We start from the raw sequence: 14,389 nt of genomic DNA, 5'->3' as shown, positions 1-14,389 counted from the left end.
TTGATGTAGGGCGCCAGGCCCAGGGTGCAGGCGTGGCGGGCGCGGGTCAGCGCCACATAGAGCAGGCGCATGTCCTCGGCCAGCCGCTCGTGGTCGGCCTTGTGCTCGACGCTGTCGTCCGGCTCCAGGGACACATTGAGGTGGTCGTTTTCGTGGTAGCGCAGCGGCGGCTTGTTCTTGTCCGCCGGGCGGAAGCCGCAGATAAAGGGCAGGTACACCAGCGGGTATTCCAGGCCCTTGGACTTGTGGATGGTGATCACCTTGACCCGGTCGTCGTCGCTTTCCAGGCGCAGGATGCTCTCCTTGCTGCCGGAGCGCTGCTCTTCCACGGCGCTCTCCACCGCGTCTTCCAGATAGCGGATCAGCGACTGCTCGCCGTCCAGGCGGGTGGCGGCCTGCTGCAGCAGCTCGGCCAGGTGCAGCAGGTTGGTCAGGGCGCGCTCGCCGTCCAGGCTCTGGCTGAGCCGGGCGGGCACCTGGAACTCCATCAGCAGGCCGCGCAGCATCGGCAGCACGCCCTGGGTGCGCCACTGGTGGCGGTAGCCGTGGAACTGCTCCACGGTCTTTTCCCAGCGCACCTCGTCCTGGTTGAGCGCGTCCAGCTCCGCGTAGGCCAGGTCCAGCACCGAGCAGGCCAGGGCGCTGCGCACCCGGCTGTCGGATTCCGGCGCCGCGCAGGCGTGCAGAATCAGCAGCAGGTCGAAGGCTTCCGGCTGGGCGAACACGGAGTCCTGATCGGACAAATAAACGCTGCGCACCTGACGTGCCATCAGCGCGTCGCGCACCGCCTTGGCCTCAATGCGGTCGCGCACCAGGATGGCGATGTCGTTGGGGTGCAGCGGGGTGAAGCCGTTGCCGTCGCGGAAGCCGGTGACGCCCTGTTCCGCGCCGTTGAGCAGGTGGGCGATCTCACTGGCGCAGCGGGCCGCCTGGTCCTCGCGGTAGGGGCCGGCGCTCACCGGTTTGTCCCGGTCGTCCACCCACAGGGTGACGCCGGCCTTGGGCGCACCGTCCACCAGCAGCTCTTCCTTGCGCCCCTGGGCTTTCACCGTCTCGAAGGGGATGGCGTTGTCCATCATGAAGACATCGCCGAACGCCTCCTGACTGTAGGTGAACAAATGGTTCACCGCCTCAACCATGGCCTCGGCGGAGCGGAAGTTCTTGTCCAGGGTGTAGTGGTTGCCTTCGGTGGCGCGGCGCGCTTTCAGATAGGTGAAGACGTCGGCGCCCCGGAAGGCGTAGATCGCCTGCTTGGGGTCGCCGATCATAAACCAGCCGGTGCGCTTGTCAGCCGAGTCCGCCTCGCGGCCCCCGTACAGCGCGGAGAAAATCCCGTACTGGGTGGGGTCGGTGTCCTGGAATTCGTCAATCAGAGCAACGGGAAACTGGCGACGGATCGTCGCGGCCAGCTGGTCGCCCCGGGAGCCGTGCAGCGCATCGTCCAGCCGGGTGAGCAGATCGTCAAAGCCCATTTCCGAGCGTTTCTGCTTTTCTGACTCCAGCCGCCCGGCAATCCAGTGGCTGGCGTGGCGCAGAATGTCGGATTTGGCGTTGGGCTGGTTCTGGCTGAAATCCAGCAGCGCTCCGATGGCATCAAAGGCCGGGTGATGAGGGGCAGAATCATCGCCCTTGAGAATCTTGTCGAGCCCTTCGGGCGTCTGATTCTTGAAGCCCGCGGCGCTATCGATCTTTTCGGGCAAAAGGTCGTCCGATTCCGCCCAGGCAACCAGCAAGTCCCAGACCTTGATCATGGCATTCTTGCTGGCGCCATGGAGTCGCTTGCTCTTGTTCAGATCGTTCAGCAGCTCGATGACGTCATCGCGCCACTGGCTCCAGGGGTGGGCTTTCAGAGACTGTGACTGTTCCAGACGCCGGTGGACCACCTGATCGATGGCCTGATGAACGCTCTCCGGGGGTGTGCCCAGGCTCAGGGGATCGTCAATCAGATTGCGAACACCCTGGCGCAGGTCCCCGGGGGTTTTCCAGTGGCTCAGGGCCTCGTCCATCAGCGCCGGTGGCAGCGGATAGATAAAGGTGCGCCAGTAATCCCGGGCGACCTCGTCCAGCAATTCGCTCTGGTCGGTTTCCAGGGTGAGTTTGAACAGGCTGCCGCTGTCGAAGGCGTGCTCGCTGAGCATGCGGTTGCAGAAACTGTGGATGGTGGATACCGCCGCCTCGTCCATCCATTCGGCGGCCAATAGCAGCTTCTTTCGGCATTCCGGCCAGCTGGCCGGATCCGGGTAGCTTTCATCCCGTAGCTGGTAGATCAGTGCCGTTTCCGCGGGCGGATTGGGCTCGTCGGGCGCGTCAGAAAACACCTCGGCGGCCTGGGTGAGCCGGGTGCGGATACGGTCACGCAGTTCCTTGGTGGCGGCCTCGGTAAAAGTGACCACCAGCAGGTTGGGAGGCAGCAGGTTCTGCAGAGGGCTGTCGGGCGACTGACCGTGGCCAAGCACCAGGCGCACGTACAGAATGGCAATGGTAAAGGTTTTGCCGGTGCCGGCACTGGCCTCGATCAGGGCACTGCCGTTGAGGGCCAGTGCCAGGGGATCCAGATTCGGATTCCGGTTGGTCATCTGCTCGGTCATTCCAGGCCTCCGATCTGATCTGCAGCCGACTTGTCCTGCTCGGCTTCCCAAACCGGCACGTAGAGCTGATGCAGCAGGGCTTCGAATTCACCGCTGGCCATCAGCAGCTCCGGTGTTTCAAAGGCCCCTCTCAGGTAACCGGTATCCCGCTCCAGAGCAATGGAATAGGCCTGCTGCGCCTCCGATATGGCTCGCTCATGGTCACCGATGTACTTTTTGCTGCCGTAGAAACTGGTGATCCAGGCAAAGCCGGCCTCGCAGTGAATGGGCAGCGCCCGGGTGGTGGCGTCCATCCACCCGCTGAGCACCGTTTCGAACAATGGTCTGGCCTGTTCCGGATGCAATGGAGCAAGGCGGAATTTCCGTCCCTCCTCCTTGCCCAGAACCAGGGTCTCAAAAGGTTGACCGCCGAGCTGGCCTGCCAGATGGATCAGCCAGTCCCGCATCAGATTGGCATAGCGTACTTTCTTGCTGGATCCTGAACCGGTCAGCAGGCTGGAACTCGCCACCACCAGCCGGCACAGCTCTCCCTGGGCATTGCAGCGCAGGTTGTCGATCAGATCCGCGATTTCCACCGAACCCAGGGCGCTTTCAAACCGGTAATCAAAGGGCAGCGGTTCAGCAACCGCTTCCGGCCAGTCAGCCAGTGCGTTCTGGTAACGCTCGAACAGATCGGGCAAGCGCCCCGCCAGCTCGGAACGCAGGCGGTGTTCGGTCACGCCCATACCCAGGTCGCCGCGTCGCGCCATGCGGTCCAGAGTTGCCTGCAACCTATCGTGCAGTTCCTCGTCGCTGCTGGCTTTCAATAGCCCGTCCTGGATCAGCTCGTTGTCCAGGCGCCAGCGGTCCAGGCCGTCCAGCTCGAAATTTTCGTTGTCGGTGTCGTCGTCTTCAACATCCTCGAAGCGCACCTGCAGCCGGCGCTGGTAAAAGGTGTCGATGGGCTTTTTCAGGAAAGCCGCCAGATCGTTCAGACTGATGGGCTCTTCGGGTGCCTGGTAAGGTAGTGCCGACTGTGTCTGCGCGGCAGCCTCACCACCATGGGCACTGCGCCATTCCCGCTCGTAGGTGAATAACCGGCGTGCCTCCAACACCTCGGCCAGGGGACGGGGCGAACTGTTTTCCCCCTTTCCACCCGCCTCCAGCCCGTTGGCTTTCGGGAAATAGCTCCGGCTGAACGGCTGCAACGGGTGTTGGGTCGTCAGTGCCTCGATGACCTTGGTTTCGGGTTGCCCAGACACAGACCAGAGACTGTCCAGATGATCCTGAAGCTGCCCCACCAGAACCGACGGCGGCCGTTCCGAATCATCCTTGATGCTGCGGCCTACCCAGCTGATGTAAAGCTGCTCCCGGGCGGATAACAGGGCTTCCAGGAACAGGTAGCGATCGTCTTCCCGGCGGGAGCGGTCCCCCGGGCGGTAATCCTGGGCCATGAGATCGAAATCCACCGGCGGCCGGGAGCGGGGATAGTCGCCGTCGTTCATGCCCAGCAGGCACACTTTCCGGAAGGGTATGGCACGCATGGGCATCAGGGTGGCGAAATTGACCTTGCCGGCCAGGAAACGCTGGTTCAGGCCGCCTTCATCCAGCCCCTCCAGCAGCACATCCTTGACGATGTTCAGGGGCAGGGTCTGGTCCTCAAGGCCTGCTGCCAGGGCGTCTTCCAGCCACTGCTCCAACTGGCGGCGGAAACGGTTCAGCAGCAACAGGTCGCTGCCTTCGACCTTGTGGAAGAACTGCCCGAGCATCTCTGAAAACAGACGTTCCCATTCGCCCGGTGTGCGATGGGTCTGAAGCGCCTGCCAGAGGGTTTCCAGCTGATGCACAAAGTCGTTCAGGCGGCCGGCAAGACTGGCCTGCAGACCGCCGATCTCGCCGAAGGGTTCCACACCGGCCCAGGGCTCATCGTCGCCCATACCATAGCCCAGCAGCATTGAGCGCAGCCCGGATTGCCAGGTGTTGCGCTCCAGCTCGGAGGGCAGGTCCAGGCTTTCCCGGTGCTGGCCGTGCAGACCCCAGCGGATATTGGCGCCCTCGACCCAGCGACGAGCCAGGGGGATCTCGTCTTCATTGATTCCGAAACGGTCCCGTATGCCAGGTACTTCCAGCAGGCTGATGATCTCACTCACCGAAAAACGGCTGCGGGGCAGTGACATCAGGGTTTCCAGGGCAATCAGCACCGGCTCGTGGTGGCGCTGGCCCTGGTCGGAAATGGTGAAGGGAATGTGGCGTTTCTGGCCCGGCTGGTAGCGGCCGAATACGGCCTGGATGTGGGGCGCGTACACGTTGATATCGGGCACCATCACGATGACGTCCCGGGGCCGCAGCGTGGGATCGACGTTGAAGGCGGCGAGAAGCTGATCGTGCAGAATTTCCACTTCCCGCTGTGGGCTGTGGGCCTGGTGGAACGCCAGGGAATGATCCCGCTGCATATCCAGTTGTCGTTGTTGCTGGCGGATTTCCCGGAGGGGCGTCAGGTTGTGGATATCGTTCTGCAGCTGATGCAGCAGGCGCGGTGCTTCCGGGTTGCCATGGTCCGAGAAAATATCAATTTTCTGGTCCGGGGTCTGGAAGCTGCCCCGGTACTGATCCGGGTTGTCGAACTCGTCCAGCAGCCGGATGTAGTCCCGGCCCTGCTTGCCCCAGGCGGCCAGCAGCGGATTGGCGTGCTGGTGCAGCTGGTCCGGATCCTCAATGGCGGAAAGTGCCGGATGGGTCCTGCCACGTTTGCGTTCGGCGGTGAGTAGTTCCCGGTCGCTGATGATGTCGGCCCAGTAGAACTGGCAGGGGTTGTGAACACACAGCACCACCTGACTGAACCGGCTCAGGACGTACAGGGCTTCCAGAGCTTGCCGTGGCAGCGACGAGACGCCAAACACCACGATCCGGGTTGGCAGCCGGGACGGGTTGGCCGGCGCCTGAAGTCGCTGGCCCTGTTCCATGAACCGGGTATGGATCTGGGAGCGGCTGGTATGAGCGTCTGCGCCCACATCCTCAACCAGCCGGCGCCAGAGCAGGGGCTGCCAGCGGGTTTCCGCATCCAACGACTTTTCCTCGGCCCGGGCCGTGATAATCACGTCCTTGCCCTGCTCCCAGGCAGCCAGCCAGTCGGCCCGGAACACCTGGTACTGATCAAACAGATCGGCCACCTTTTCGGCCAGCTGGAAATTGCGCAGGTCCGGATCGTTACCTTCCAGAAACCGGGCGAGCGGTGTAAAGGCCTCGTCCTGCCCCACCAGACGTGGCAATAACCGGTACAGCCGCCACACCAGCCGCCGTTTGTCGAAGGGCGACTGTTCCGGTACCTCACCGTCCGGAAGCACGGCCCGGTAGGCTTGCCAGATAAACCGGGCCGGGAACAGGAAATCCATACCGGCGGCAATCCCAAGGCCGCCCTCAAGGCCATCTTCGGTGCGCTTCTCCGCCAGCGCCAGCTTTAGCCACTGGGCAATACCGTTGCTCTGCACCAGGAAGGTCTCGCTCTCCAGTGGCGGCATGGGGTTGTGCCGACAGATGTAGACAACGGCCCGGCGCAAGTCTTCCAGATGGTTGGCGTGGATTGCGTGAAACCCGGGTTCGATCCTGGCGCGTTGCTCGGTGGGCTCGGTGGAGAGTGCGGCCATGAATTTCCTTGTCTGGTGTGCAGTTCAATCCTGTTGCTACAGGTTACCGTATGTGACCACAGATGCGGACTGTCTGAAACGTCTGATCTCCAAAAATCATAACGGCCCGTCGCGACAAACGGTGTCGTGAATTATCGGCAAAAGGGAGAAGCACTATGTGGACACTGATCACTGGCGCGGGGTCGGGCATTGGGCGGGCCCTGGCCCTGGAACTTGCTGCTCAAGGCCACGACCTGATCCTTGCAGGTCGCACCGTGTCGAAGCTGGAGGAGGTCGCGACAAAGCTCCGCGTGGAGGCGCCCGACCGTGAAGTGATGACGCTGGAAGTGGACCTTGCGGATCCCGAAAGCACCCGCAATCTGGCTCAACAGCTAAGTGATGCCGTCGATCATCTCTCAGCGTTCGTGTATTGCGCTGGCGTGGGTGAGCCGGATGCGGATTTTGCCAGCCTTGGGCTCATCGATTTCCAGGAAGCCCTGGCCGTGAACGTGTCCGCGCCCATGCTGCTCACCCAATCGTTGTTACCGATACTCAAAGGGGGTGAACCCTCGTCGCGAATCGTGATGATTGGTGCGGGTATGGACAAGCATGCGCAACCCGGAACGGGCAGCTACGGGATCAGCAAGATGGCGCTGCGTCGGCTGGTGCGTCAGATGTCCGTTGAGTTCGACACCATGTCGGACGGGCCGGTTGTCAGCCTCTTTCAGCCGGGGCTGGTGGATACGCCGGGTATTCGAAGCCATATCGACAAGGCGGGCAAGTTAGATCTGCCCCACGCGGAGTGGCTGGCCAATCGTCTGACGTCGGGGGATTGCCTGAGTGCCGAACAGGCCGCCAGTGCCATCGTGTTTACGCTCAATCAGATACCGGAGAGCGATTTTCACGGGGCCGTTTTCAACGGCGCCGATCTGGTGGATTCGCTCTCATTCGCTGGAAGCTAGGGGAACGTCAAGCGGGCCCTAGAGAGGGACCCGCATGGTTTCGGAGCCGCTGTCAGGCATACCAATCATTTCATCGGTTCCAGTCGGCGGAATCACCTCGGTGCGCTCGACCTCGTATTCGTGGAAATGTTCTCGCACGGCACAGGCGCCGGTGAACATGACTGGCTTGTCGTAGGGGTCCGTCAGAACGTAGCCCTGACCCTCCAGATAGAACCGCACCATATAATAGCGTCCTTCCATCGAGACAATCTCCAACAGAGAAATCGTGTCGTGCTTGTGTTTTTTCAGTTCGCCAGTGTCCATGTGCATGGGAAGTCTCCCGCAGGTTTGTTGTCGTAAGGAAGGGTACGAACCGCTTTCCGTTACAGGTCATAAAGCGAGCAACTATGAGCAGGATTGATTTGGTGAAAGCCGCCGTGGACGAGCAGTTGAATGACAGCTACGACCTGCTGGCCATGCGGATGCTGTTCCCCCCGGACCGCGTGGAAGTGAAAATTGATCAGGAAATCAAAGATCTGTACGTGTATCCGGAAAGGCTCGATACCGGGTATCGCGACGAATGGCGAGCCATTGCTACCCGGGCCCTGTTCCGGAACGCCTTTGGCGATCACTGGCGGCCTGATGAGGAGAATCTGGAGCGCTACCTGGATTTTCTGAGGGATGAGGCCATTCCCCGCTGTGTTCACGATAATATCGAACTGTTTCGTATGCTCGGCGAGGTCCTTTCAATCGCGAGGTCTGACAACGCCATTGCCTTCCCGGATCCAAAGCGTCGGGCCCTGATGAAGATCATCTGGCCGGAGAAGGCGCGTCGGTGAGAGTAAGCTGGCTGGCGGAACGCGAATCCGGAGCCCTGATCCGACCGTATTGTTTAAAAGATGAACAATAGAGAGGTGCCATCATGGGTCACCAACACATCGTTTCCGGAAAGTGGCTGATTCCCGTGCTTCTGGCTTTCATTGGCTTCGCGGTTCTCGGGTCCCCACAGTCTGTGGCCAGTGACAAAGACGCAGAAATCCGCGACACCATCCTGCGCCAGATCGAAGCGTTTGCGAACAACGACGAGGAGCAGGCCTGGGCCCACGCCTCCGAGGGTATCAAGCGTCGATTCGGGTCGTCACAGGTGTTTGTCGATATGGTTCGTGAAGCCTACCCGGCGGTGCACAACGCCACGGCCATCGAGTTTACCCAGCGCGTGCCCCACGGCGCCTTTGAAATCCAGGTGGTGCGTTTGCAGGGGCCGGAGGGCAAGCGATGGGACGCCTATTACCGGATGGTGCTCACTGAAGGGGTCTGGAAGGTGGCCGGCGTGAGACTCCAGCCGGCCGAGCTGGGCATTTAACGGTATCAAACCAGATGGCGCCCACCATCCAGGGGCAGGGTGCGGCCCGTGATATAGGGGTTGTCCAGCAGAAACTGAAGCGTGGCGACAGCGACCTCATCCCCCGGTTCTATTCCCATAAGCGACTTCTTCAGGGTTTTCTCCCGATACGCCTGGCTATCGCCCTGGTTGAACATGATCAGGGACGGCGCCACGGCGTTCACCTTGACCCTGGGCGCCAGTAGACGGGCGAACGACAGGGTCAGGTTAGTCAGGGCTGCCTTGCTGGCGGCATAGGCGATATGCTTCGCGCTGCCCTTCTCCACCACGTAGTCGGTCATGTGGATAATGTCGGTTGTCGAACCCTCCTGCTCCAGCATCGACCGGCACGCGAGGTTTATCCGGTAAGGTGTCATCACGTGAATCTGCATCATGGCGTTCATCACGTCTGCCGGGTCGGAGTCTTCGCTCTCTGGTATCCAGTCCGAGGCATTGTGGATAATGGCACGTAGCGTGTCCGTCCGGGATTTCAGGGCCTGGATGAAGTCATCAATGCCCGCATTCGTGGCAAAATCCGCATGGAGACACACTGCTCCCGCCTTCTGCAGCGCGTCGATGGCCGGTCGATAGGAGCGGTAGGTGACGATGATGGGCTGGCCGCGGTCAAGGCAGGCTCTGGCAAAGGCCAGGCCGATGCGTTGGCCGGCGCCGGTAATCAGGATGGGTGCGGTCATGGTGTTCTCCTGTAATCAGTGTCTTACCTACGTTAATGTCATGCCGACGGCTCAACGTGGTAGCGTCACTTTCCCGAACCATCTTGAAGGAAGATCAACCTGGCCATGTCACCGGCGAAGCGACAGAGCACACAACTGGCCACTGCGGATCTCGATAATCCGCTCTATTACCTCGAGAACATGGAAACCGTCCTTGGCTGGGTTCAGAGCCATCACGGTGACTTGCTGACAGCAGAAGAGCTGGATCGACTGGCCAGTTTTCATACCCTTTCAATGCCGGCCCGGGCCTTGCTGACCCGAATGGTGATGCGCACGGGCGATCTCTTCCGGTCGGACAAGCTCAAGTATCCGGAGCTCGGCGTACCAGAGGCCCGTGCCCTCGACGAAATCATGGAGGCAGGCTGGTTGGACACCGATCCTCTGCTCAGCCTGGATGAGCTGTTTCGGTTGTTCACGCTTGGAGAACTGCGTCCGGCCATGGAGCCGCTTTTAAAGGCGGCCGGAGAGCCCGCCAACCTGCCCAAAGGCCGGATGCGGGACGCTCTGCTTCTGCGATTTCCCGACCCTCTGATCGTTGCCGACTGGCTCGGCCAGCACGCCAGACCGGTTATCAGGCTCAAAACCATGGCGTTGTTTGACCGGGTGCGCCTGATGTTTTTCGGCAACCTCCGCCAGAGTTGGTCCGATTTTGTGCTGGTGGAACTGGGCCATCAGCAGTATGAGCCGGTCACTTTCACACCGGATTCCCGGGCGTTCCAGTATCGTTCAGAGGTCGACCTGTATCTTGCCATGCACCAGTGCCGGGAATGGCTGGACCAGGGCGTACTCGCCCACGAGGTTTGGCAGGCGGTTCCGGCACCCTCGGATAACGCCTGGCTGACCAGCCGCCGGGACCGGCTGTTGCTGGAATTGGGCCGGCAGGCAGAGCGCCAGGGGGAACGGAAGCTGGCGTTGGAGGCTTTCGCCAGCAGCGGCCATCGGGAAGCGCGGCTGAAACAGCTCCGGTTGCTGGAGCGGATGAAGCGTCACCAGGAAGCCTGGGCCATTGCCTCCGAGTGGCAGAACCAGGAACTGAGCGATGCTGAAGCCCAGGGCCTGGCGCGGATTCTCAAGCGGCTTGCGAGCCGGCTTGGCGAGATACCGCCACCGCCCCCAGAGCAGCCGCTCATCCGGGAGATCACCTTCACCCTGCCGAAGCCAGAGGTCGGGTCGGTCGAATACGCCGTTCGGGACCACCTGTATCGGGACGAGGCGCCCGTGCTTTATGTGGAGAACACCCTGATCAACGGCCTGTTCGGCCTTCTGTGCTGGCAAACCATTTTTGCGCCGGTGCCGGGGGCCTTTTTCCATCCCTTCCATGTGGGCCCGGCGGACCTGACCCGGGAAGATTTCGTCAGCCGTCGGAAGGGATCGTTCGAGCAATGCTTTGCGCGGCTGGCGGATGGCAGTTATCGGGAGCGGATACTGGCGAATTACCGGGCCAAACAGGGCACCACCAATCCGTTCGTCATCTGGCCGGTCATCACCGAGGAACTGCTGAGCCTGGCGCTGGACTGTCTGCCACCGGCGGATCTGGAACGCCTGTTCCGTCGCCTGCTGTTGAATATCCGGGAGCATCGTAGCGGCTTTCCTGATCTGATCCGGTTTCTCCCCAATGCGGCTGAGCCTGACAAGCGTTATGAAATGATCGAAGTGAAGGGGCCGGGTGACCGTTTGCAGGACCACCAGATTCGTTGGCTCGAGTTCTTTGCGGTTGAAGGCATCCCCGCCAGTGTCTGTTACGTGCGATGGCAGGCGAGCGAGGCGATGGAATGACGGTGACAGTTGCCGTCCGGACTCTGTGCGAGTTTGCCGCGCGTAAGGGCGACCTGGACTTCCGCTATACCCCGGCACCCAGTGCCGAGGAGGGCATTGCTGGCCATCAGGCAATCCAGTCCCGGCGCGGCTACGGCTATAAAAGCGAGCATTTACTGACCGGTGAATGTATGGGGTTATTGCTTTCCGGCCGCGCCGATATCTATAACCCCCACCGAGGCCGGCTGGAAGAGATCAAAACCCATCGGGGCGACCTGTCCCGAATCCGTGAGCATCAGCGGGCACTCCATCGCGCTCAGCTGAGAGCCTACGGCGCGCTGTTGTGCCGGCAGGAAAACCGGAAAACCCTGGAGCTGGCACTGATCTATTACGACACTGGAAGAGACAAGGAAACGCCAGTGGTGGAGACCGCCAGTGCCAAAGAGCTCTGGCAGGAACTGGAAACCCTGTGTAGTCATTACAAGGCCTGGGCTGAGCAGGAAGAACATCACCGCGAGCAGCGCAATGTCCTGCTTTCAGGCCTTAGATTCCCCTTCCCCGCATTTCGCCCCCGGCAGCGCCAGCTGGCGGAGACGGTGTACAAAAACTCGGTAAAGTCCGGCACCCTTTTGCTGGAAGCCCCCACAGGCCTGGGCAAGACCCTCGGCACCCTGTTCCCGGCGTTGATGGCGATGCCAGCAGCCGGCCAGGACCGCCTGTTCTACCTCACCTGTCGCAATACCGCCCGTCAGCTGGCCATGGATGCGGTAGCCCGCCTGCGTTCGGCTCAAGCTGCCCAGCATTGGCCACTGCGAACATTGGAACTGGTCTCGAAAGACGATGCCTGCGAGCACCCGGACAAGGCCTGTCATGGCGATTCCTGCCCCCTGGCTAAAGGGTTTTTCGACCGGCTTCCTGACGCCCGGGCGGAAGCCGCCCAGAGCGAAGGCACGCTGGATCAGCACACTCTGGCGAAGATCGCCGCCGGTCACGATATTTGCCCCTACTTTCTGGCCCAGGAAATGGCCCGGTGGAGCGATGTGGTGATCGGGGATGTGAACCGGCTGTTCGATCAATCCGCCCTGCTCCACGGTTTGATTCGCCAGAACAGCTGGAAGGCCAGCGTGCTGGTGGATGAGGCCCATAACCTGGTGGACCGTGGCCGGGGTATGTATTCGGTTCGGCTGGATCAGCAGCGCTTACTGAGGATCAAAAAAACCGCACCGAAGCCGCTGAAATCCGCCATCGATCGCACCGCCCGCGCCTGGCAGAGCCTGATCCGGGATTACCAGGCTGATACAGAAAGCCCGGAGTTTCTGGAGACACTGCCGACGCAATTGCTGGGTGCCCTGCAGGCCATGGTCTCGAATCTGACCGATTACCTGGCCGATAATCCCCCGGATCTGGCCCTGCAGGAGCTGTTGTTTGAAAGCGTCGCCTTCATGAAGCTGGCGGACTCCTTTGGTGATCATTCCCTGTGTGAGTTCCAGCGCGCCGGTCGGGGGCGGGCCAGCCTGACCATCCAGAACCTCATTCCGGCGGATTTCCTGAGGGAAAGGTTCGAGGCGGCGCATTCGGTTCTGCTGTTTTCCGCCACCCTGAGCCCCGGTGTTTACTTCCGGGATTTGCTGGGGTTGCCCGAGGATTCCCGTTTTACCTCCTTGCCCAGCCCGTTCAGCGCCGACCAGCTGCAGGTGCAGTTCACGCCTGGTATCAGCACCCGCCAGGCTCACAGGGAGGCATCACTCAAACCGATTGCCGACCTGATCGCCCGCCAGTTCCGTGAGCGGCCCGGGCATTACCTGGCGTTTTTCAGCAGCTTCAAATACGCGAAGCAGGCCAGCGACGCGTTGGCGGAGCATGCGCCGGATATACCCCAGCGAGCTCAGCAACCGGGCATGTCGCCTCAGCATCGAGCAGACTTTCTGGCCGGTTTCCGGAACCCGGAGGGCAGTGTGGCGTTTGCGGTGTTGGGCGGGGTGTTCAGTGAAGGCATTGATCTGCCCGGCAATCAGTTGATCGGTGCCTTTGTGGCCACCCTGGGCTTGCCGCCGTTCGATGCCTGGCATGAAATCCTGAAGGGTCGCCTCGAAAAACGCTTCGGCGCCGGCTATGACTACACCTATCTGATTCCGGGGCTGCAGAAAGTGGCCCAGGCGGCGGGGCGGGTGATTCGCACCCCGGAAGACCGGGGGGTGATCTGGCTCATTGATGACCGGTTTCTGCAGCCGGCCATCAGCAGGTTTTTTCCGCGCTGGTGGTTTGCACAGGGCGACTCTGCCGATCCGCGGCCCGAGTCTTCAGAGACCGGTTAATCACTATGGTGTCTACAGGGCCTTCCTGTGCAATAGCCGACAGTGCCTGCTCAAGTGTCGCATTGGCGATGGCCTCATGATCCTGGGGCAGAGAGTTGACCGCCAGTGGAAGAAAGTCCAGCAGCCGGTCATCGCCGAAGGTCGCTATTTTCAGAGCCTTCGGAAGCGGGTCCGGCTGATCGAGCAGAACATCCAGAACCCCTTGAAGCAGTGTGAAAGAGGCTGTAACCAAGGCATCCGGCAAGCCATGGTCAGTCAGGATCCGACGCATCATTGCGGCACCGGAGGCGCGATCGTAGTGGAGGCCACTTTCTACCAGCGGGGCAATGCCGGCCTCATTTGCGGCCGCCAGAAAACCTTCCCGGCGCTCCCGGGTCATGGCGATCTCCGGCACGGCATCCAGCCAGGCGATACTGGCGGTTTTCCCTCCCAGCACAGAACGGGTCAGGATCTCGGCTGCTGAGCGGTTGTCGCTGACCACACATCGAATCTTATCCGGAGACTGGGCGCGATCAACAGCAATCACCGGTAGACCTTCTTTTTGCAGTTGGGGATAAAAGGGGTCGTCCAGGGCCAGAGCACTGGCAACAATCAGGGCGTCGCAGCGCCTTGCTTTCAGTGCTCGGGCCAGGGATTTTTCGGTCTCGGGGTCGTCATCAGAGCCGGCAATCAGGAGCTGATAGCCTCTCGCCCTCGCGCCCTGCTCAAGCAATTTGGCTTGGCGGGCATAACTGGTGTTCTCGAGATCCGGCAGAATAAATCCGAGGGTCCGGCTGGCCCCACCCCGTAGCGCTGCCGCCTGGGTATCTACCTGAAAGTTGTGCTTACGAGCCACCGTAAGCACTTTTTCGATGGTGTCCTGTTTGATGCGCCGTGCAGCCCCCTGACCATTAATGACATAGCTGGCCGTGGTTCTTGAAACGCCGGCAAGCCGGGCAAGTTCTACAAGGGTCATGGACGACAGCTCCGATTAAAAGATTGCTTGATTTCTGATCATATCTGTTTCACCATCGATTTTAAGCATGCTGACACGATTCAGCAAACAAAAACTGATACGCAGTATCAAAACAAAA

At 61.1% G+C, this 14,389-nt stretch carries 10 protein-coding genes; 5 read left to right on the top strand and 5 right to left on the bottom strand.

Annotated features, from left to right (window positions below; genetic code table 11):
- Together recB and recC are read right to left on the bottom strand one after the other, a co-directional pair.
- Positions 1-2,588: exodeoxyribonuclease V subunit beta (recB, locus tag B2W52_RS14465; RefSeq protein WP_286803655.1), on the bottom strand; the 2,588-nt coding region annotated here is incomplete at its 3' end.
- Positions 2,585-6,211: an exodeoxyribonuclease V subunit gamma gene (gene recC / locus B2W52_RS14460; protein WP_286803654.1), complete on the bottom strand. Its 3,627-nt coding sequence runs from the start codon at positions 6,209-6,211 to the stop codon at positions 2,585-2,587. The genes recB and recC, both read right to left, overlap by 4 nt.
- 155 nt (positions 6,212-6,366) lie before the next feature.
- On the opposite strand from recC, the gene B2W52_RS14455 reads away from it, so the two are divergent.
- A complete protein-coding gene (locus tag B2W52_RS14455) occupies positions 6,367-7,152 on the top strand; it encodes an SDR family NAD(P)-dependent oxidoreductase (RefSeq protein ID WP_273045188.1) in 786 nt (261 codons plus the stop codon).
- Positions 7,153-7,170: 18 nt separating this feature from the next.
- Here B2W52_RS14455 and B2W52_RS14450 read toward each other — a convergent pair whose 3' ends face one another.
- Entirely contained in the window at positions 7,171-7,461 is a 291-nt protein-coding gene (locus tag B2W52_RS14450) for a DUF6482 family protein (RefSeq protein WP_053113408.1), read from the bottom strand.
- Between the two features lie 77 nt (positions 7,462-7,538).
- Between B2W52_RS14450 and B2W52_RS14445 the strand changes: the two genes are divergently transcribed.
- Positions 7,539-7,970 (top strand): hypothetical protein, encoded by a 432-nt coding sequence (locus B2W52_RS14445; RefSeq protein ID WP_053113409.1) that lies wholly within the window; start codon positions 7,539-7,541, stop codon positions 7,968-7,970.
- 83 nt (positions 7,971-8,053) lie between these two features.
- A complete protein-coding gene (locus tag B2W52_RS14440; RefSeq protein WP_092030643.1) occupies positions 8,054-8,494 on the top strand; it encodes a DUF4864 domain-containing protein in 441 nt (146 codons plus the stop codon).
- A 5-nt stretch (positions 8,495-8,499) separates the two neighbouring features.
- On the opposite strand, the gene folM is transcribed toward B2W52_RS14440, so the two are convergent.
- Positions 8,500-9,207, bottom strand: a complete 708-nt coding sequence (gene folM / locus B2W52_RS14435; RefSeq protein WP_286803653.1) for a dihydromonapterin reductase — start codon at positions 9,205-9,207, stop codon at positions 8,500-8,502.
- Positions 9,208-9,312: 105 nt separating this feature from the next.
- Here folM and B2W52_RS14430 point away from each other — a divergent pair, with 105 nt between their 5' ends.
- On the top strand, positions 9,313-11,022 hold the full coding sequence (locus B2W52_RS14430; protein WP_273157787.1) for a VRR-NUC domain-containing protein: 1,710 nt from the start codon (positions 9,313-9,315) through the stop codon (positions 11,020-11,022).
- Positions 11,019-13,316 carry an ATP-dependent DNA helicase gene (locus B2W52_RS14425; protein WP_227507856.1) on the top strand — a complete coding sequence of 766 codons (2,298 nt, stop codon included), beginning with the start codon at positions 11,019-11,021 and terminating at the stop codon, positions 13,314-13,316. The genes B2W52_RS14430 and B2W52_RS14425 overlap by 4 nt, the downstream gene beginning before the upstream one ends.
- Here the strand turns inward: B2W52_RS14425 and cra are convergent.
- On the bottom strand, positions 13,237-14,271 hold the full coding sequence (gene cra / locus B2W52_RS14420) for a catabolite repressor/activator (protein WP_286803652.1): 1,035 nt from the start codon (positions 14,269-14,271) through the stop codon (positions 13,237-13,239). The genes B2W52_RS14425 and cra overlap by 80 nt on opposite strands.
- Positions 14,272-14,389 lie beyond the last annotated feature (118 nt).

The sequence above is a fragment of the Marinobacter sp. UBA2498 genome (assembly GCF_002341575.1).
In the GTDB taxonomy this organism is placed as follows: domain Bacteria; phylum Pseudomonadota; class Gammaproteobacteria; order Pseudomonadales; family Oleiphilaceae; genus Marinobacter; species Marinobacter manganoxydans.
This window is presented reverse-complemented; position numbering and strand designations above follow the sequence as displayed.

Coding starts and splice junctions, on each gene's coding strand:
- B2W52_RS14455 (WP_273045188.1), top strand. CDS start 6,367: ATGTGGACACTGATCACTGGCGCGGGGTCGGGCATTGGGCGGGCCCTG.
- cra (WP_286803652.1), bottom strand. CDS start 14,271: ATGACCCTTGTAGAACTTGCCCGGCTTGCCGGCGTTTCAAGAACCACG.
- B2W52_RS14425 (WP_227507856.1), top strand. CDS start 11,019: ATGACGGTGACAGTTGCCGTCCGGACTCTGTGCGAGTTTGCCGCGCGT.
- recC (WP_286803654.1), bottom strand. CDS start 6,211: ATGGCCGCACTCTCCACCGAGCCCACCGAGCAACGCGCCAGGATCGAA.
- B2W52_RS14440 (WP_092030643.1), top strand. CDS start 8,054: ATGGGTCACCAACACATCGTTTCCGGAAAGTGGCTGATTCCCGTGCTT.
- B2W52_RS14430 (WP_273157787.1), top strand. CDS start 9,313: ATGTCACCGGCGAAGCGACAGAGCACACAACTGGCCACTGCGGATCTC.
- B2W52_RS14450 (WP_053113408.1), bottom strand. CDS start 7,461: ATGCACATGGACACTGGCGAACTGAAAAAACACAAGCACGACACGATT.
- B2W52_RS14445 (WP_053113409.1), top strand. CDS start 7,539: ATGAGCAGGATTGATTTGGTGAAAGCCGCCGTGGACGAGCAGTTGAAT.
- folM (WP_286803653.1), bottom strand. CDS start 9,207: ATGACCGCACCCATCCTGATTACCGGCGCCGGCCAACGCATCGGCCTG.